Here is a 20,296-nt window from a genome sequence, read left to right on the forward strand (position 1 = left end):
GCAGCGGCCGCAGCACGATTATCAAATTAAGTGCTCATTCTCAAATTACGTGCAAAGCTAAACCTCTGATATCATTGACTTTGCATTCTCACAATTAACTGCCAAGCGACATGAATGTCGAAAATGACATCCCCGGCCGCAAGAGCGGCCGAGGATGAGAAATCAAGCATTCAGGGTCTTGGTGAAAGGCATCGCGCGGATCCGTTTGCCCAGAGCTTTGTAGACAGCATTGGCAACAGCTGGCCCGATCGGCGGTACACCCGGCTCACCGATACCAGAGGGCGAATTGGCCGAGGCGAGGATATGTACCTCCACCACCGGCATCGCATCGATCCGGAGAGGCGTGTACATATCGAAGTTGCCCTGATCGACCTTGCCTGAAGTCAAGGTAATCTCCTCGCCCATGATGGCGCCCAAGCCGAACCCTATGCCACCCTCCACTTGGGCGCGGACCTGGTCGGGATTAACCGCCAGCCCGCAATCCACCGCAGCAACGACGCGTTCGACCTTGAAGCCGCCGCTATCGTCTGTCGAGACTTCGGCAATCTGTGCGACGACCGACCCAAAACTTTCGGCCACGGCAACACCTCGGAAGCGGCCCTTCGGCAGCGGCTTCGTCCACTCTGCCTTTTCCGCTGCGAGTTTGAGGACGACTGCATGGCGCGATTGCGGTTCGAGCATCGAAAGACGGAACTCGATCGGATCGCGTCCGGCCGCCTCGGCAAGCTCGTCGACGAAGGTTTCCGCAGCAAAGGCAGTATGCGTCGAACCGACCGAACGCCACCAGAGGACCGGCACCCCCACATCCGTGGTGGTCAGGCCTACCATCTGGTTTGGAATAGCATAGGGCAGATTGTTGGCCCCTTCGACCGAGGTCGGATCGACGCCATTCTGGACCATGCTGTCGAACATCGTCTTAGCCATGATGGACTGGCCGACAATGTGATCGCTCCAGGCGACAAGTTTTCCGCTGGCGTCGATGCCGCCCCTGAGGTTATGCACATAGGAAGGGCGATATCGCCCAGCGCGCATGTCATCCTCGCGGGTCCATTGCACCTTCACGGGCGCCCGGAAACCGATGGCATTGGCGACATAGACGGACTCGACAACCACGTCGCCGTCGAATACGGCGCGGCGGCCGAAACTGCCGCCGGTCTTCAGTACGTGCAATCGCACCTTGTCGGGTGTAATACCCACGATCTGGCTGGCGAGCATCTGGTACACGTCAGGGAATTGATGTCCTCCCCAGATCTCCAGCGTTCCATCGTCATTCTTGCGTGTAACCGCGTTGAGCGGTTCCATCGCCGAATGCGCCAGATACGGAAATTCGAAGCTGGCTTCCAGCACCTTGGCCGCGGCCGCAAAGCCGGCATCGACGTCGCCGTCTTTGCGTGCGGTGGCAACAGGCGCCTTGCCCGCTAGATCCTTGTACATCGCCATGAGTTCCGGCGTGCCGCGCTTTTCGGCGGCCGTCTCGTCCCACTCGATCTTGACGGCTTCGCGTCCCTTGATCGCAGCCCACATGTGCTCGGCGACGACGGCGACACCGCGCGGTGTCTCGACGACGTCGACGACACCCTTGACCGAACGCGCGGCCGCAGCATCGAAGGACTTGACCTTGGCACCGAACAGCGGCGGATGGATCATCACGGCCGTCAGCATGCCGGGTAGTTTGACGTCGATCGTGTAGTGCTCGGTTCCGTTCGTCTTGCGGGCACTGTCGAAGCGCTTCAGCGTCGCGTTGCCGATCAATTTCCAGTCACTTGGCTGCTTGAGTTTGACATCGGTCGGCACGGGCATCGTCGCAGCCTTGGCAGCGAATTCGCCAAAGCCGCTTTTCTTGCCGGATGGATGGGACAGCACACCGTTTACAACTGTGATCTCGGAAGGTTCCACGCTCCATTCGGACGCGGCAGCAGCCACCAGCATGGCACGGGTCGCGGCGCCTGCCTTGCGGTAGCGCTCCCAAGAGGTCATCATCGAGGTAGAACCGCCCGTTCCCTGGATGGCGCCGCCAAAGGCGATGTTGCCGTAAGCCTTGACGTTTCCGGCCGCGCCCAGCACATCGATAGTCGACCAGTCCGCATCAAGTTCTTCCGCCACCAGGGTGGCGAGACCGTTGTAAGAGCCCTGCCCCATCTCGAACTGGGACGAAAGAACCGTGACCTTGCCGCCGCCGTCGATTGTCAGATAGGGGGTAAAGGCGAGCGCGCCCTTCGCGTCGGTCGCGGTCTCAGCTGCGGCAGCCGGCGAGGCGGACAGGATTTGGAAGCCGACGGCGATGCCGCCGCCCACCGCCAGCGCACCAAGCATGAACTGCCGGCGCGACGACTGCACTTTCTCGACGGGAAGAGCTAGGGATTGCATCAGTTTCGGGATCATCGCTCAGGCCTCCAAACGCTTTGCAGCTTCGTGAATCCCGGCACGGATCCGGTGATAGGTGGCGCAACGACAGAGATTGCCTGTCATTGCGGCGTCGATATCGTCGTCGGTGGGTTTTGGATTGTTCGTCAGCAGGTCGGTTGCTGAAATGATCTGCCCCGACTGGCAATAGCCGCATTGCGGGACGTCGAGATCGGCCCAGACGGTCTGAACCGTTTCCGCGACCTTGCCGTTGAGCCCCTCGATGGTCGTCACCTTTGCATCGCCGATATCGCCGACGAAGGTCTGGCAGGACCGTACGGGGGCGCCGTCCAGCAGGACCGTGCAGGCACCGCATTGTGCCATGCCGCATCCGAATTTCGTTCCGGTCAGTCCGACGAGGTCGCGGATCGCCCAGAGAAGTGGCATGTCCGCTTCGGCCTCGACCTGATGTCCAGTGCCGTTGATCGTTAAAGTCACCATGGTGCTCTCCTTGCGTTCTGACGCGCGCAGAGTTCGATGCCGGCTGGCCGGGTCAACCTGTAGACGTGCGTCATCTGCCGAGGAGCTTATGGGAGCGTGCCGGTGGCTGATAGATTCGATCCTGCCGAATTATTGCTCATTTCTGTCGAGCGATAGCCTATTGAGAATTTTCTCTCGTAACTCCGTTCGGGCGTGCATTCTCCCTATCCAGTTCGCCGATAAGCTAACCGACGGCGCTGCGTCTGGTGGAGTCGTCTGAATTGAGGATCGCCTTTACATCGCGAAGGGGAGGATGGCCGAACATGCGGCGATACTCCCGGCTGAACTGCGTGGGGCTTTCGTAGCCGACCGTCAGCGCCGCCGACGCTGCGTCAAACGATCCGGAGAGCATCAATTCCCGCGCATGATGCAGCCGCAAGTGCTTCTGGAATTGCAGCGGGCTCATAGCCGTCATAGCGCGAAAGTGGTGATGCAAGGTCGAAACACCCATATTCGCCACGTCCGCGAGGTCATCGACGCGTAGTGGGCGCGTGTAGTTCTCCTTCAGCCAGGCGACCGCTTTGGCTACCCGATTGCTGTTTGTGCCCGCGAGCGCGAAGCGGCGGAGCCGCGCTCCCTGGTCGCCGGTGAGCAGGCGATAGAGAATTTCGTTCTGGATATGATTTGCCAAGAAGGGGATATCATTCGGCGAATTCGCGAGCGCAATCAGCCGCAAAAAAGCGTCGACCAATTCGGGCGTGGCCGCCCCCACCACTGCTCCACGGTCGCGGTCCGCTATATTCGTCGGGTGCAGATCATGGTCGGCGATCAGGCGCCGCATAGCCTCGAGGTTCAGTCGCAACATGGCAGCGACATAGGGCTCCGCTGAACTTGCCGCACAGATCTGGCCCGTCATCGGCATTCCGATAGCCGTAAGAAAAAAGCACGATTCGTCATAGATGAGTGTTTCGTCGCCAACGTTGACGCGTTTGCTGCCCTTGATGATCAGCGAGAGGCTTGGTTCGTACACAGCAGAGAATGGACCGACCGGCTCAGCGATGCGGTAGAGCGAAAGCCCCGGAATCCCGTGCTTGAAGTTAAGACCATCCCAGGGCAGTCCCGAGAGCATATCGAGAATCCGTTCGCGAATGCCGGCGGTTTGTGTGCGCAGATCTTCCCAATCAGGCGGTGTTCCAGTCATTGGCATCCTCTGCTTTCAGGCGATTCTATCCCGAAGCCATCGCAAGTTCTATCACGAATTCTTGATGATGAGAGTATCAGGCAAGAATTCCGTACGATCAAGCTGACCTTCCTGTCGCTTGGCAGTTAATTGTAAGAATGCGGCCGTTTCGCTCATTTTTTGCAGTTAATTATAAAATTGGTCGGGCTGAGATTCTCAAATTAGCTGCTAAGGAATTAACTCTCAGACCACGCGATTTGGGCATTGGTGGCCCACAGCAGATACGGCTCCGCCGATTCTCGAGCGCTCGATTCGCACATTATCTGCAGCCGCCGCAGCACGATTATCAAATTAAGTGCTCATTCTCAAATTACGTGCAAAGCTAAACCTCTGATATCATTGACTTTTCATTCTCACAATTAACTGCCAAGCGACATGACACATGAGAGCCAGGGGAGGCAACGGTGGCAGTGACCGTTTTCCATCCCGTCGAAGCCGTTCATGACTGTTCCAGTTTTGGGGCCGGTTGCAGACTGGCAACTTCCGGCGTCTAAGATGGTGACGGCGGACATTGGACCCGGCGCGACCGAGGTCCCTGACTGACCGAGCCTGTGTGGAAACGGTTGATTTGATAGAGTGATTCCCGATCAGCGAGGGGAGTCGGGATGAAGCGATTTGTCGAGGGCGAGGATCGCCGGCAAGCGACACTGCTTCCCGAGTGCCTGGATGATTACGTGACGCAAGACAATCCGGTCCGGGTCATCGAAGTCTTCATCGACGAACTCGACCTCGGCGCCGTGGGCTTTGCCGGGGTCGTGCCGGAAGCGACCGGGCGGCCGGCCTATCATCCCGCGACGCTGCTGAAGATCTATCTCTACGGCTACCTCAACCGCATCCAGTCGAGCCGCCGGCTCGAGCGGGAGACCCAGCGCAAACATCGAGCTGATGTGGCTGACAAGCCGGTTGATGCCGGACTTCAAGACGATCGCCGACTTCCGCCGCGACAATGGGCCGGCGATCCGCGCGGCCTGCGCCCAGTTCGTCGTGCTGTGTCGCCAGCTCAGTCTGTTCACCCGGGCCGTTGTGGCCATCGACGGGAGCAAGTTCAAAGCCGTCAACACCCGCGACAAGGACTTCACGGTGACTAAGGTCGCCAAGCGTATCGAACAGGTCGAGGCCAGCATCGCGCGCTATCTGGCGGCGCTCGACCGCGCGGACCGGCAGGACGATGATGTCGCCGAGGCCAAGACGGTGCGCCTCAAGGAGAAAATCGAGGGCCTGCGGCGGCAGATGCAATCACTCAAGGAGATGGGCAAGCAGGTCGAGGCCGCGCCTGACAAACAGGTCTCCCTGACCGATCCTGACGCTCGGTCGATGGCGACCAGCGGCAAGGGCACCGGCATTGTCGGCTACAATGTCCAGATGGCCGTCGATGCCGAGCACCATCTGATCGTCGCGCACGAGGTGACCAATATTGGCAGCGACCGGGCTCAATTGACCTCGATGGGACAAAAGGCGCGGGATGCTACCGGGTGCGAAGAGATCACGGTGCTGGCCGACCGCGGCTATTACAACGGCGACGAGGTGCTGGCCTGCGAGGGCAGCGGAGTTTGCCCTGCATTCCCAAGACACAGACATCCGGCAACGCCAAGCGCGGCCTCTTCACCGTGGCCGACTTCATCTACGACGCCGGGAACGACCGCTACACCTGTCCGGCCGGCAAGCACCTGACCAGAGGAAAGGTGCGTTCGGACCGCCGGGACAATATCGATCACTATCGCAATCTCACCGCCTGTTCGTCCTGCGCGCTCAAACCCAGATGCACGCCCGACAAGCACAAGCGCCTGAAGCGCTGGGAACACGAAGGCGTCCTCGACAAGATGCAGGACAGGCTCGACCGCATGCCCGAGGCCATGACCATCCGCCGGCAGACCGTCGAGCACCCGTTCGGAACCCTCAAGGCATGGATGGGCAGTACCCATTTTCTGACCAGGACCCTCGAAAAGGTCAAAACCGAAATGAGCTTGCAGGTGCTCGCCTACAACATGAAGCGCATGATCAACATCTTCGGCGTCAACGCCGCTGATGAAGGCAATCGCCGCCTAATCCACGCCCGCATGCCGGCGCGCGCTATCGCCGTACGCGCAAAAACAGCGGCCGTCATACGCAATCTGCAATCGCGTTTTCACACGACCTCGACCCAAAGCAGACATTCGAAAGACCGTAGGCCTATCCGAAAGCCCTCTGCTGCAAAGGGCTAGCAAAGTTCCTCCGGCCATAGCGCGTCGGACGCAAGAATTTCGCAGAGTGATTAAGCTAAAACATGTGCTCCTCTCGCGGAGAGAGTATTTACGTTGGATCAGCTAACAGTTCAAAAGAACCGATCGCGTGTACCGATTGCTCTTCTTGTTCGCCAGTGCAAGAATGCCACGGCGGCGGGCCAAATCGATGAAGCTTGCATGGGCGACATGCGACGGGTCGGGATGCTTTTCCGGATGCTGGCGGCAGCGACGGTCGTCGCGTGCGGTATCCTGGGCACATTGTTTCCCACGCAGGTAGCAGGGAATCCGTCGCAAGAATTCGCTCAGGAAACGTCGAAGGGCGTGATCTTCCTGTCGTCCACCGACAGCACCCTTCCTGCAAATTCGGAACTCATGAAGGGAATCTTCGGAGCGCTTGGGGCCGACCGCAAGCGTGACTTCGCCATCTACACCGAATTTCTTGACGCCTTCAGATTCACTGGTGATCGACAGGCGGCCGTGAGTCGTCGCTTTATCGGTGAGAAATACGCCAATACGCCACTCGACGTCGTGATCGTCGTTGGATCACAGGCGCTGCAGTTTCTGCGCGCCAACGGCGACGAGGTTTTTCCCGGTGTGCCGGTGGTCTATGCGGCCATTCGGCCTGAAACCATCCGCAGCGATCCGCCGCCGCCCAATTTCGTCGGCATCGAAAGCCGGCTCGATGTGGCGGCAACAGTCGATCTGGCCCTGACCCTTCAACCGGAAGCGAAGGAACTGATCGTGGTTTCCGGCACGGCCGATTTCGACAGGAACATAGCGGCAAGGGCCAAGGCTGATCTCCAACGGTTTTCGGGCAGGCTGCAGCTGGGCTACCTTTCAGGCCTGCCGATCGAGGACCTGCTCGCCACGGTGGCCACATTGTCCAGAGATTCTATCGTTCTCTATCTGTCCATAATGGAGGATGGAACCGGCCGCCGCTTCGTCCCGCGCGATGTTGCCGCACGTCTTTCGGGTGCAGCCGGCGCGCCCGTCTACAGCTTCTACGACACTTACGTCGGCGCGGGCATCGTCGGCGGCCACATGGACACGTTCGGGGCGGTCGGCAATCAGGCGGGTCGCATCGCGCGCCGTATCCTGGACGGCGATCTACCGAGCGAAATCGCCAGCGCCGGCGTCACCCAACGCTTGATAGTCGACTGGCGGCAGTTGCAGCGCTGGGGCTTCGACGAAGCAAGTCTCCCGGAAAACGCAGAGATCCGACACCGCCCGCCGTCGCTTTGGGAGCAATATCACGGGTTGGTGCTGGCGGCGGTCACTCTTCTTGCACTCCAACTCCTTCTGATCGTCGCGCTGCTGGTCGAACGACATCATCGACGCCAGGCAAAGGCGCAGTTGCGCGAAAGCGAGGAGCGCATGGCGCTTGCAGCCCAATCGGCCAATCTTGGGCTGTGGCAATGGGACCTGGTGCATGACCGCATCTGGGCGACGGATTTGTGTCGGAAGCTGCTCGGGATCGGGCCAGACAAGCCTCTGACGCTGGAATCCTTGTTCGACGCGGTCTGCCCCGACGACCGAGCAAGGGTTCGACGCACGATGGAGGCGGCAAGGTCGACTGCCGAAATGTACGAGTCGGAGTTCCGTATAAACCTGCCCGGTGGTGATACTCGATGGATTGGCACGATCGGCCGCTCGAGCTTGGACGCGCGCGGCAAAGCGGTCCGAATGACCGGCGTACTAACCGACCTGACGGCGCGCAAACGAGCCGAGGAGGCGATCCGCGAATCGGAGGAGCGCTATCGCGTCGTGGCCGAAACCGCCTCTGATGCCATCATTACAATCGACAGCACGAGCATCATTCTCTTCGCCAACCGTGCCACTGAAAAGATCTTCGGCTATACCGTCGCGGAGATGGTCGGCAATGAGTTGACGATGCTGATGCCCAATCATCTCAGAGGCGTTCACCGGTCCAGTCTCGCCCGATACCTGAAAGACGGCCGTCGCCACATTTCCTGGGAAGCGGTAGAATTGCTGGGGCTCCATCGAGACGGGCAGGTCATTCCCCTCGAGCTTTCTTTCGCCGAGTACGTCAGTAACGGCGAGCGGCGATTCACCGGTATCGCTCGCAACGTTTCAGAGCGCAAGCAGGCCGAGGAGGAGTTGCGGGAAAGCGAGGAGAGATATCGGAACGTCGTGGAAACACAGACGGAGCTGATTTGCCGATATTTGCCCGACACCACGCTGACTTTCGTCAACGATACATATTGCCGCTACTTCGGGAGAAACCGTGAAGATCTGATTGGCACGAGGTTTATCGAATTCATTCCGGAGCTGGCGCGTCCCGCCACTCTTCAATACGTCGAGACCCTCGGGACGAACCCGCGCACAGAGACCTACGAGCACGAGGTATTGCGGCCGGACGGTAGCACGGGCTGGCAGCAATGGACCGACCGTGCAATTCTCAATTCAACCGGAAAGACCATTGAGATCCAGGGTATCGGGCGCGATGTAACCGAATTGAAGAATGCCGAGAAGGAGGCGCAGCAACGTCGCGAGGAAGTTATGCATCTCACCCGCGTTGCGGTGCTCGGCGAGCTTTCGGGCGCGCTTGCACACGAACTGAACCAGCCGCTGTCGGCAATTCTCAGCAATGCCCAAGCGGCGAGGCGCATGCTGGGCCGGGATATGCCGAGCCTCGACGACCTGATGGAAATCCTGGATGACATCATCGCGGACGACAACCGCGCCGGAGCAGTCATCCAACGCTTGCGGGCGCTCCTCAAGAGGGGAGATACCCTTTTCGACTCTTTGGATCTCAACGAACTCGTGACAGACGTGCTGCAACTCGCTCGCAGCGAGCTTGTCGAAAGACGAGTTGTGGTCACGACAGCTCTCGCGCCCCTTTTACCGAATGTCGTCGGGGACCGCATTCAATTGCAGCAGGTACTTCTCAATCTGGTCCTCAACGGCTGTGAGGCAATGACTGGCCTTGCGGCATCCGCACGCCGGTTGACAATCTCCACGGTCCAGAACGGCGATGGCCTCGTCGAAACAAAAATATCGGATCACGGGGCAGGCATTGAGTCTTTGATGCTGGAGAAGATTTTCGAGCCGTTCGTGACCACGAAGAACGGTGGCCTTGGACTCGGATTGTCAATATGCCGGTCAATCATCACTGCGCATGGCGGGCATTTGTGGGCGAGTAACAATCCGGATCGTGGCGCAACCTTCGGCTTCGCGATACCTATGAACTCGGGAGGAAAGCACTGACGATTGTCGCTCCTGTGGTCTTCGTCGTCGATGACGATTCGGCCGTTCTGCGGGCACTGACGAGGCTTATTGCGGCCAGCGGGCTCGAAGCGCGGCCGTTCGCGTCACCTGCGGCTTTCCTCGCCGCGCATGATTTCCACCTGCCCGGCTGCGCTGTCATCGATGTCGCGATGCCGGGGTTAAACGGTCTTGAGTTGCAGGAGAAGATGGTCGAGAGCGGATCGCGCCGACCAATCATCTTTCTCACCGGATACGGAGACATCCCGACTACCGTGCGAGCGATGAAAGCCGGGGCGGCAGATTTCCTCACGAAACCTGTCGACGAGCAGGTTCTGCTGACAACGATTGGCCACGCAATCGAGAAGGACGCGGCAGCGCGCGAACTTCAGGAGGAGGGAGATTCATTTCGCCAGCGCTATGCGTCCCTTACGCCGCGCGAATGCCAGGTCTTCGCCCATGTGGCTGCCGGGCGTCTCAATAAGCAGATCGCCGGCGATCTCGGGATTGTGGACAAGACCATCAAGGTGCACAGGGCGCGAGTTATGGAAAAAATGAACGCGCGATCCTTGGCCGATCTCGTCCGGATCGCCGATCGCCTCGGCTTGGATCGGCTGCCCGGCAGGTAGCCGCGTTCAGTTGAGCGGTATTGGACCAAGGGGCAACTACGATTCCGTTTGCCCGGCTGTCATATACATCTGGCACTTGGCTTCTGGATCATGGCAGGCCCCATTCTGCACATAGCCATAGTAGACGATGACGCCTCCGTGCGTAGGGCGCTGGCACGTCTCCTGGTTGCCTTTGACATCGAAGCAAAAACGTTCGCCACCGGCGCCGAATTTCTGGAATCCCTGTCGCATGGCCCGCCCGACTGCTTGATGCTCGACGTGCACATGCCAGGGATGACGGGTCTGGAGGTTCAACTGTCCCTTGCCGAATCGGGAATCCATCTCCCGGTAATCATTATTACGGCTCACGACGAGCCAAAGGCGATCGGTCAAACACTGAAGGCCGGAGCAATGGCTTGCCTTTCGAAACCGTTAGACGAAATGGTTCTGCTCGAAACCATACACAGTGCCTTCGGCCGCGGGCCGCGGCCTCCCAGCCAGGTACGCGGATAGTCCAGCGCCGTCGAGCGGGAATGGCTGCGGTGTATGCGCCGAGTAAGCTGCAATTTCGCACGCTCGTCGCTCCATTGGGCCAAGGTCCAACTAGCCCCGCACGTAACTCGGGAACAGGATCGCTATCAAAGCACGCTGCACGCACAGCGCGCATGGCGGAGGATCCTTGAGGCATGCGGCACAATATGTTGATCCTGGAGGCCGCACGTTCGGATCGCACCCCCACGCAAATAGGCCGGAAGCCATGGCCACGTCCGCGGCGGCGGTCTTAGCCAGCGCGGACCGCGCCGAAACCGTCGAGGAGCATCTCGGATGAAAGCATATTTGAGATTCGGCCCGGGATCGGCAGCGGGCTTCGCAGCGCTGATGTTCTTCGCATCGTTTGGCGAGCCGGTCCATGCACAAACAGACCAGAGCGCCATTTCCGATACCGAAGTGGCGGCCTCGCTTACGCTCGATGAACTCAAGATCCTGACTGCGCGTATAGCGCTCTATCCCGACGACCTCGTCGCGCTCAGCATCTCGGCGGCGATCTATCCGCTGCAAATCGTGCAGGCGGCCCGCTTCCTCGACGAGAAGGTGAAGTCGCCCGAACTCGAGCCGAGCGACAAATGGGACGGCAGCGTGATCTCGCTCCTCAACTATCCCGAGGTCGTCAGGATGATGAACCACGATCTCGACTGGACCGAGCAGCTCGGCGAGGCGGCTGCAAACCAGCAGAAGGACCTGCTGGTCGCTATCCAGCAGCTGCGCGACGAGGCGGTGGCGAAAGGCGTCCTGAAATCGAGCGGCCAGGTCCAGATCGTCAATGAGGGCGACAACGTCGTCATCAAGTCACCCGATCCCCAGACCGTCTATGTGCCGACCTATCCGCCTGAGATGCTCTACCAGCCCGGCTACGTCGTGCAGGGCGAGCCTATCGTCTATGAGCCCTGTCCATCCTACTACTATCCCACCGCACCCTACTGGGCGGGTTTTGTTACGGGGGCCGCCTTCGCTGCGGTCGTCGACTGGAACGACTGGGGCACCTGGGGCGGCGACGTCGACATCGACGTGGACATCGGCGACCGGATCGATTTCGATTTCAACAAGATCGACATTGACAACCTCGACGTCGACAAGCTGCGGAAGCTCGATTTCAAGAACGTCGACCGTTCCAAGATCGACCTGCGCAACGCCAACATCGATCACGACAAGCTCGTCCGGAATCTGAAGAGCAAGGATTTCAACAACATCGCCGACAAAGCGAAGAACCGCGTCGGTCCCGGCAAGCGTGTCGATCCGGCCAGCGCAACGGCGCGAGCGCAGGACCTCAAAGGCAAGGACGTGCGCAAGAACGCCGCCGAAGGACTTAAGGACCGGCCGAAGTTGCCGAAGCCAGGGAGCAAGCAGGCCGACGCCAAGCAGATCGGCGACCACCTCAAGAAGACGCCGGCCGCGCATCAGCAGGCAAGGCCCGCTGCGCAGGAGGTGAACCAAAAGCACATAACCAAGAAAAAGCCGGCAGCCCGGCCCGACAACCGCCCCAAGACTCCTTCGGCGATCGGCGGTCACTCTGCCGGCCGGGTCGCGGTGAACCACTCCAACCGCGGCTTTCAGAGCCGCGGCGGCGGGCACATGGGCGGCGCAAGACGGTTCCACCGCTAGCTGCAGCCACCGCAACGAAGACCAAGCTCTCGAGGCAAGACCATGATCCGCTCCGCCGTTGCCGCCGTCCTTACGATCCCGATCCTCACCTGCGCGATCGACCTTGCCGGCGCTCAGGATGCAGGGCTGGGCAAGACCCAAGAACTTCAGCCGTTCGTGGGAGCGCAGCCGCCATCTTTCTCTACGGTCGAGGAACTCGCCGAGGAGTTCCGCCAAGCGCTTGGCGCTGGCGATAAGGAGAAGCTGGCAACACTGCTGGGCCTCGCTCCTGCCGAGGTGGTGAAATCCCGAGAGATTGACGGTAGCGTCACGGAGATCCGCGAGGCTGCCGCGCAATCCATCGAAATCGAAGAAACGGCACCGGACCGGCGCCTGCTTTTGCTTGGCGATCTGGGATGGCCGTTCCCGTTCCCGGTTGTGGAGACCGGCGGCAAGTGGACCTTCGACACGCTGTCCGGCCTGGAGGAAGTGGTAAACCGACGCATCGGCGAGAACGAGCTGACCGCGATCGCGAACATGCGCGCCTATTTCAATGCGCAGGAGCAATATCACGGCGCCGACTGGGATGAGGACGGTGTCGCCGAATACGCGCAGAGGCTGATCAGCACTCCAGGCACCTATGACGGCCTCTATTGGGAGCCCGGCGACGGTGTGCCGGACAGCCCGGTTGGCGCCGAGGTCGACCAGGCCGAGCTCGCCGTCGCGGCGGAGGACGGCTATTTCGGCTATCGCAACCGCGTCCTTTCCAGACAGGGGCCCAACATCGCCGGCGGCCAGTACGACTATGTCGTTAACGGCAACATGATCGGCGGCTTCGGGCTGATCGCGACGCCGGCCGAGTACGACCGCACCGGCGTCATGACCTTCGTCGTCAACCAGTACGGCACCGTGTACGAGAAGGATCTCGGGCCGGACTCCGCGGAGATGGCGGCGAAGATCACATCCTTCGATCCCGACGACAGCTGGAAAGTCGTCAACGACCCAGGCGATTGAAATGGATACGTTGAGTGTTCCCGCATCCAGTCCGGCCGGCAGCCTGGCAGAAGTCGCGGCCAGCCGGCCGGATATGGTCTTCATCGAGGGCGGCACGTTCCGGATGGGGTCCGACCGCCATTATCCGGAGGAAGCGCCGCCCCATCGCGTAACCGTGGAAGACTTCTGGATCGATCGCGCTCCGGTGACCAATCGCGAGTTCCGCCGGTTCGTGAACGCGACGGGTTATGTGACGGTGGCCGAAAAGAAGCCACGTGCGGGAGACTATCCCGGCGCGCTGCCGCACATGCTGAAGGCTGGTTCGTTGGTGTTCTCCCCCCCGAAGCAGGCCGTGGACCTTCGCGACTGGACACAGTGGTGGAGATTCAGATTCGGTGCAAGCTGGCGCCGACCCTACGGGCCGCGAAGCTCGACCAGCGGGCTCGACGACCATCCGGTCGTCCACGTCGCCTACGAGGATGCCGAGGCCTACTCCGGATGGGCAGGCAAGGAACTCCCCACCGAAGCGGAATGGGAGTTCGCAGCTCGTGGCGGCATCGACGGCGCCGAGTATGCTTGGGGCGATGCCTTCATGCCCGACGGCAAGGCGATGGCGAACACTTGGCACGGAGTCTTCCCTTACCTCAATTCGAAAGCGGACGGCTACGACCGCACCTCGCCGGTAAGGACGTTCCCGCCGAACGGCTACGGCCTCGTCGACATGATCGGGAATGTATGGGAGTGGACGTCCGACTTCTACGCGGCGAAGCACGCGGAAGATGCACCAAGTCCGTGCTGCATCCCGAAGAACCCGCGCAATCCCCAGGTCGAGGAGAGTTTTGATCCGCGCGAGCCGGAAATCGGCATCCCGCGCAAGGTGGTCAAAGGCGGTTCGCACCTCTGCGCCCCGAACTACTGCCGGCGCTACCGCCCCGCGGCGCGCCATGCTCAGCCGGTCGACAGCTCGATGAGCCATGTCGGCTTCAGGTGCGTGGTCCGCGAAAAGGATCTCGGTCGAACAACTGTATTCGCATGAGAGGAGACGACAATGGGCAATGATCTGGAAAGCAGTGGCAAGAAACCGCAAGATAGTCCCACGAGCGGTCGAAACTACGAAGGGATGAGCCGGCGCAGCCTGCTGCTGGCCGGCACCACTCTTGCCGCGGTATCGACCTTGACGCCGCTGGTCAAGACTGTGCAGGCGCAGGAGAGCCAGCCGGCCGCTGCGAGCGGCAAACCCAACATCCTGTTCATCATGGGAGACGACATCGGCTGGTTCAACATCAGCGCCTACAACATGGGCGTCATGGGCTACCGCACGCCTAATATTGACCGGATCGGCAAGGAGGGCGCCGTCTTCACGGACTGGTACGGCCAGCAGAGCTGCACGGCCGGCCGCGCTGCTTTCATCACCGGACAGTCGCCGATCCGCACGGGCTTGACGAAGGTCGGAAATCCGGGCGCGGCCCTCGGGCTAGGGCCTGACGATCCATCCGTCGCCGACGTTCTGAAGTCGCTCGGTTACGCCACTGGGCAGTTCGGCAAGAACCACCTTGGCGACCGCAACGAGCATCTCCCGACTATGCACGGCTTCGACGAATTCTTCGGCAACCTCTATCACCTCAATGCAGAGGAAGAGCCCGAGAACCCAGACTACCCGAAGGATCCGAGCTTCCGTGCAAGGTTCGGGCCGCGGGGCGTCCTTAAGTGCAAGGCAAGCGATACGGAGGACCCGACGATCGACCCGCAGTTCGGCAAGGTGGGCAAGCAGATCATCGAAAACACCGGCCCACTGGATAAGGAACGCATGGAGACGGTTGACGAGGAGTTTCTCGCGGCGGCCACGGACTTCATAAAGCGCAAGAACGGCGCAGGCGCCCCCTGGTTTTGCTACTTCAACACTACGCGCATGCATATCTTTACGCACCTGAAGCAGGAATCAGAGGGCAAGACCGGACTGGGTCTTTACCCCGACGGCATGGTGGAAACGGACGGGCATGTCGGCCAACTGTTGAAGCTGCTGGACGATCTTGGTGTCGCCAGCAACACAATCGTCGTCTACACGAGCGACAATGGCGCGGAAGTCTTCACGTGGCCTGACGGCGGCACGACCCCGTTCAAAGGCGAGAAGGCGACGAACTGGGAGGGCGCGTTCCGTGTCCCTTGCCTGATCCGCTGGCCCGGCGTGGTGAAGCCAGGCACCATCATCAACGATATATGCGCACACGAGGACTTCATACCTACGTTCGCCGCGGCGGCGGGCGAGCCAGAGCTTGTCGAGAAAGTCGTGAAGGGCCACGAGCTCAACGGGAAGACCTTCAAGGTCCATCTCGACGGCAACAATCTCATGCCCTTCTTCAAGGGAGAGGCGACGGAATCGCCGCGCGAGGGCTTCCCGTATTGGAGCGACGACGGCGACCTGATGGCGATCCGTGTCCACAATTGGAAAGTGTCCTTCATCGAACAGAACACCGAGATCAATGCCGAAACGCCATTGGGGGTCTGGCAGGGTCAATTCACCAGGCTCCGCGCGCCCCTGCTATACAATCTTCGCGCTGATCCGTTCGAGAAGGCAACCACGAGCATAAACTACGGCGACTGGTTGGCGCACCGGACGTTCGCGTTCGTGCCGGCGCAGGCCGTTGTTGCGAAATATCTTGAGACCTTCAAGGAGTTCCCGCCACGCGCAAAGGCGGCGAGCTTCACCGTCAGCGACGCGATGGACAAGATCACGACGGCGAGCCCGGGCCAGAACTGAGCTGGGCCAGACATAAAGGTTGCTCCACTAAATCCACCCGGCTTGCCCACGGATGGGCCGGGTCTGGCGAATATGATGGGAGAAGTTCGATGAGAAATCGGCCTCTTGCAGTTTTTGCATTTGTCATCGCCACACTCTGTTGTCTGACCCGATGGGCCTACGCACAGATAGACCCCCTGTTTTCGTGGAACGACGGCGCCGCCAAGTCAGCCGTCGCCGATTTCGTCAAGCGCGTCACGACGCAGGGCGGGCCGGATTTCGTGCCGCCGGACGAGCGTATCGCGACGTTCGACAACGACGGAACGCTGTGGAGCGAGCAGCCGGTCTACTTCCAGGTCGCCTTCGCAGTCGACCGCGCCAAGGCGCTCGCGCCCGAGCACCCGGAATGGAAGACGCAACAGCCGTTCAAGACGTTGCTGGAAGACGGCATCAAGGCCCTGGCAGAAGTCGGCGAAAAAGGCCTGCTGGATATCGTGGCGGTGACCCATACCGGCATTAGCACGGAGGAATTCTCAAAGATCGTCCTCGATTGGACGGCGAGCGCGCGCCATCCGCGCTTCGATCGGCCCTACACCGACCTCGTTTACCAGCCGATGCTGGAACTCATGACCTATCTGCGCGCCAACGGCTTCAAGACGTTTATCGTGTCCGGTGGCGGCATCGAGTTCATGCGGCCGTGGACGGAGAAGACCTACGGCATTCCGCCGGAGCAAGTGGTCGGTTCGTCTGGCGTCACCGAATTCCAGATCGACGGCAAAGGCGAAGCGGTGCTGCTGAAGCTGCCGAAGGTCGAGTTCGTCGACGATGGGCAGGGCAAGCCGGTGGGCATCAACCGCTTCATCGGCCGCCGGCCGATCTTCGCGTTCGGCAATTCCGATGGCGACCAGCAGATGCTGGAATGGACCGCCGCCGGCAGCGGGGCGCGCTTCATGGGGATCCTGCATCACACCGATGCGGAGCGCGAGTGGGCTTACGACCGGGCTTCGCCTATCGGCAAGCTCGACAAAGCCTGGGACGAGGGCGTCGAACGCGGCTGGGTCATTGTGGATATGAAGGCTGATTGGAAGGTGATCTACCCTTTCGAAAAGCAGTAGCGCAGAGATGTCGGCGTTCAAGCAGCCGAGATTAGGAAGCGGGACGGCAGGCGCGGACATCGGCAGCGATCGGCCATATGACTTCAACATCGAGGTCGGCTTGTCGCTCGTGAATTTCTGAGGAAGGGGCACCATGACCAATTCAATGTCGCGTCTGCTCGCCGCCCTGGCGTTTGCAGGATTTTCCTCGATCGCGTCAAACGACGCCTCTGCCACCGAAGCGGTGGCGGGGCGCTACGTTCCCGGGCTTTACGCGGGACCGGGAGCGGGCATCGTGCCGCCAGTGCCGGGCGTCTATTGGGGCATCTCAAACGTCTACTATCATGGCAAGATAGACGGCGAGGTACCGTTTGGAGACAACACGATCGCGTTTGGGCTCGAAGGTGATCAATGGGTGACCGCGCTCGCCGCGGTCTACGTCCCCGAGATCGACCTGCCCGGCAACTGGACTTACGCCGTCCAGGCGGCGGTGCCGATCGGATGGACAAAGGCGGAGGCAGCCGTCGGGCTCTTAGGGGCTGATGACGAGGTTAGTGGCTTGGGCGATATCTCCATCGCTCCCGTCGTGCTGGGCTGGCACAACGATGCGCTAAACACCTTCTTCTCCGCGTCACTCACAGTTACCGCACCCACCGGCGAATGGGAGGAGGGCGAACTCGCCTTCGTCGGCCTCAACTACTGGACTTTTACGCCGGCGATCGGCTTCACTCGCCTCATTCCTGAGCATGGGCTCGACCTGTCGGCCAAATTCGGCGTCGACATCAATACGGAGAATCCCGACACCGATTATTACAGCGGCGCCATGGCGCATCTCGATCTCGCGATCACGAAAAGCGTCACGGAGAACTTCTCCATCGGTGCGCTGGCAGGCTTCCTCTATCAATTCGAGGATGACGACAGCGCCTTCGCCGATGCGCGCGACGGTTTCAAGGGGCGCTCCATCGCAGTCGGGCCCTTCGTCAAGTACAAGGCGAAGTTCAGTGAGACGAGCGAGGCCGACTTCGCCCTGCGCTGGGCGCACGAGGTCGACGTCAAGAACCGGATGAAAGGCGACGCGATCTTCTTAGACATCACCGGAAAGTTCTGAGTCCCAAATGTATGAGCGGTTCTTCGGACAACCTGGCGGAAGATAGCGGGCGTCGCTCGGCCCAGCCGGCTGCCGCATCGGCATCGGACCCTCCCCGGCTCGACGAGCGCGCGGGGTGGAGCCGCCCGCTTCAGACGCTGCTCGCCGTCACCACCGTATCCCTCATCCTCATCGTTTCGGCTGCACTGATAGGGCTCAACTATTATCGCTCGCGCGCTGCCGCCGTCGAGGACGCCGAAACGAGCATGCGGGTGTTTTCCGCTCGTCTCGTCGAGCGCTTCAACGCCCTGTCCAACCAGACGACGGCGTCGATCGGCATCGTAGCCTCGGTTCCGAACGCCTTCCTGTCGGCGCCACCGGAACGGTCGGATGATAAGGCACGGCTCTTGCGCGAGATCATCAGCCGAGCCCCGCATCTGGACGGTGCCTATGCGGGCTATCCGGACGGCTCCTTCTTCCATGTCGTCAACCTGGCAACCCCGGGATGGACTGACGCACTCTCCGCGCCGGAGGGCGCCGTGTTTGCGATCCGCATCCTGCGCCCCAACCGCGACAGCACCATCGAGACGGTGACGTTCCAGGACGCGGGGGGCAAGGCTATCGCGGACAATGCTCCGATGCGGTTCGACTACGATCCGCGCACGCGGCCCTGGTACAAGGCGGCCGTCGATATCGTGAATCCCGTGTCGATCGGTCCCTACCAGATGGCGACGACCGGCAAGCTCGGCATGACCGTCGCCCAATCGCACAGCGGAAACCGCCGCATCGTGATCGGCGCGGACATCATCCTCGATACCATCACGGATTTTCTCGCGGCAGAGCGCATCACGCCCCGCACCGTCGCCTTCATCGTCGACACGTCCGGCAATCCGGTCATCCACTCGAACCGCGAGTTCATGCAAAGGCTGATGTCCGACACCCGTTCCGGGGACGGTGACGCTATCGTAGACAGCATCCGGTCCGATGATTCCTGGACCGACGCGCCCCGAGTCATTGAAGCCGACGGCCAGAATTTCCTGGTCCTCGTCACGCCGCTCCGATCGGCGCTGCTGCTCGCCCAGCACCGCATCGTCGTTGCCGCGCCGCTCGCCGAACTCACGTTGGATGCGCACCGGTCGCTCATCCATGCGCTCCTCATCTCCGCTATGGTGGTGGTCGGCGCGATCCTCCTGGCGCTGGTCGTATCCCGCGTCATCACCAAGTCGCTGCATCTGCTGACGGACAGCGCTCAGCGCCTCCAGAGCCTCGACTTCGCCACGCCGGTCGATGTCAGGTCCCATGTCACCGAAATCACCTCGCTCAGCCGGGCGATGAACCGCGCGCGTGATGCGATCTTCACCTTCGCACTCTATGTGCCGAAGGAGTTCGTCCGGAAAGGGATTCAATCCGGCTCCTTCACCGGCCGCACCGCATCGCGGCAGGAGGTTACCGCCCTCTTCACCGACATCTACGATTTCACCACCATCAGCGAGGCGTATTCGCCGGAGCAGGTGGTGGAGATGCTGTCCGAATATTTCGATATATTCGAAGACGCGGTGACTGAGCACAACGGCTCAGTCATCCAGTTCCTCGGCGACTCGGTTTTCGCCATGTGGAACGCGCCGGTTCCGGATGAGAACCATGCGGAGAATGCCTGCCGCGCGGCCGTCGAGGTCGAGCGCCGCCTGAAGCTCTTTAACCAGTCCCAACGTGCGGACGGGCTGCCCGAATTCCGCACCCGCTTCGGCATCCACACGGGTCAGGCCGTGGTAGGAAGCGTCGGCGCGCGGGAGCGGCTGCAATACACTGCCATGGGCGACACGATAAATGTCGCATCGCGGCTGGAGGGAATGAACAAGACCTACGGAACCACGATTCTCGCGAGCGAGGCGGTCCATGGGGGCTGCTCGAGAGTCATTCATTTCCGCTCACTCGGCACGGCCCAGGCTAAAGGCAGGACCGGATCTATCACGATCTATGAGGTCACAGGGATGGCTCCGAAGTAGGCACTACCGACTGGCGTCTTCAAAATTCTTCTTTGCCGGCGGACTTTGGCCGTCAGGCGCAACTCCTGCCCACATCAGGTGGGACGAATTGAGCACGGAGGGACAAGGATTTGCGTCGTTTT

13 protein-coding genes and 1 pseudogene are annotated in these 20,296 nt (G+C 60.8%); 11 read left to right on the plus strand and 3 right to left on the minus strand.

Annotated features, from left to right (window positions below; genetic code table 11):
* Nucleotides 1–162 precede the first annotated feature (162 nt).
* From M727_RS0111590 to M727_RS0111600, 3 genes are all read right to left on the minus strand, one after another.
* Nucleotides 163–2,382 (minus strand): xanthine dehydrogenase family protein molybdopterin-binding subunit, encoded by a 2,220-nt coding sequence (locus M727_RS0111590; protein ID WP_027152826.1) that lies wholly within the window; start codon nucleotides 2,380–2,382, stop codon nucleotides 163–165.
* A gap of 3 nt (nucleotides 2,383–2,385) precedes the next feature.
* Nucleotides 2,386–2,844 (minus strand): (2Fe-2S)-binding protein, encoded by a 459-nt coding sequence (locus M727_RS0111595; protein WP_027152827.1) that lies wholly within the window; start codon nucleotides 2,842–2,844, stop codon nucleotides 2,386–2,388.
* Nucleotides 2,845–3,067: 223 nt separating this feature from the next.
* Nucleotides 3,068–4,030 carry an AraC family transcriptional regulator gene (locus tag M727_RS0111600; RefSeq protein ID WP_156941522.1) on the minus strand — a complete coding sequence of 321 codons (963 nt, stop codon included), beginning with the start codon at nucleotides 4,028–4,030 and terminating at the stop codon, nucleotides 3,068–3,070.
* 638 nt (nucleotides 4,031–4,668) lie between these two features.
* Here M727_RS0111600 and M727_RS36265 point away from each other — a divergent pair.
* The 11 genes and pseudogenes from M727_RS36265 to M727_RS36285 all read left to right on the plus strand — a co-directional run bounded on the left by M727_RS36265 (nucleotide 4,669) and on the right by M727_RS36285 (nucleotide 20,174).
* Nucleotides 4,669–6,109 (plus strand): annotated as a pseudogene (locus M727_RS36265) (IS1182 family transposase).
* 353 nt (nucleotides 6,110–6,462) lie between these two features.
* Nucleotides 6,463–9,513, plus strand: coding sequence for a PAS domain S-box protein (locus M727_RS39140; protein ID WP_027152829.1), 3,051 nt, complete (start codon nucleotides 6,463–6,465; stop codon nucleotides 9,511–9,513).
* A gap of 14 nt (nucleotides 9,514–9,527) precedes the next feature.
* Nucleotides 9,528–10,139 (plus strand): response regulator, encoded by a 612-nt coding sequence (locus tag M727_RS0111615; protein ID WP_245268529.1) that lies wholly within the window; start codon nucleotides 9,528–9,530, stop codon nucleotides 10,137–10,139.
* A 90-nt stretch (nucleotides 10,140–10,229) separates the two neighbouring features.
* Nucleotides 10,230–10,631, plus strand: a complete 402-nt coding sequence (locus M727_RS0111620) for a response regulator (protein WP_027152831.1) — start codon at nucleotides 10,230–10,232, stop codon at nucleotides 10,629–10,631.
* Nucleotides 10,632–10,943: 312 nt separating this feature from the next.
* Nucleotides 10,944–12,278 (plus strand): DUF3300 domain-containing protein, encoded by a 1,335-nt coding sequence (locus M727_RS36275; protein ID WP_051505594.1) that lies wholly within the window; start codon nucleotides 10,944–10,946, stop codon nucleotides 12,276–12,278.
* Nucleotides 12,279–12,320: 42 nt separating this feature from the next.
* A complete protein-coding gene (locus M727_RS0111630) occupies nucleotides 12,321–13,271 on the plus strand; it encodes a DUF2950 family protein (protein ID WP_027152832.1) in 951 nt (316 codons plus the stop codon).
* 73 nt (nucleotides 13,272–13,344) lie between these two features.
* Nucleotides 13,345–14,286, plus strand: coding sequence for a formylglycine-generating enzyme family protein (locus M727_RS0111635; protein ID WP_051505602.1), 942 nt, complete (start codon nucleotides 13,345–13,347; stop codon nucleotides 14,284–14,286).
* Nucleotides 14,287–14,370: 84 nt separating this feature from the next.
* Nucleotides 14,371–16,008: an arylsulfatase gene (locus M727_RS0111640; protein ID WP_245268552.1), complete on the plus strand. Its 1,638-nt coding sequence runs from the start codon at nucleotides 14,371–14,373 to the stop codon at nucleotides 16,006–16,008.
* A gap of 89 nt (nucleotides 16,009–16,097) precedes the next feature.
* Nucleotides 16,098–17,102: an HAD family hydrolase gene (locus M727_RS0111645; RefSeq protein ID WP_027152835.1), complete on the plus strand. Its 1,005-nt coding sequence runs from the start codon at nucleotides 16,098–16,100 to the stop codon at nucleotides 17,100–17,102.
* A 133-nt stretch (nucleotides 17,103–17,235) separates the two neighbouring features.
* Nucleotides 17,236–18,189, plus strand: a complete 954-nt coding sequence (locus tag M727_RS39145) for a transporter (protein WP_051505595.1) — start codon at nucleotides 17,236–17,238, stop codon at nucleotides 18,187–18,189.
* 11 nt (nucleotides 18,190–18,200) lie between these two features.
* Nucleotides 18,201–20,174 carry an adenylate/guanylate cyclase domain-containing protein gene (locus tag M727_RS36285; RefSeq protein ID WP_084646705.1) on the plus strand — a complete coding sequence of 658 codons (1,974 nt, stop codon included), beginning with the start codon at nucleotides 18,201–18,203 and terminating at the stop codon, nucleotides 20,172–20,174.
* The last annotated feature ends 122 nt before the right edge of the window (nucleotides 20,175–20,296 follow it).

This window comes from Mesorhizobium sp. WSM2561, assembly GCF_000513915.1.
Taxonomy (GTDB): domain Bacteria; phylum Pseudomonadota; class Alphaproteobacteria; order Rhizobiales; family Rhizobiaceae; genus Mesorhizobium; species Mesorhizobium muleiense.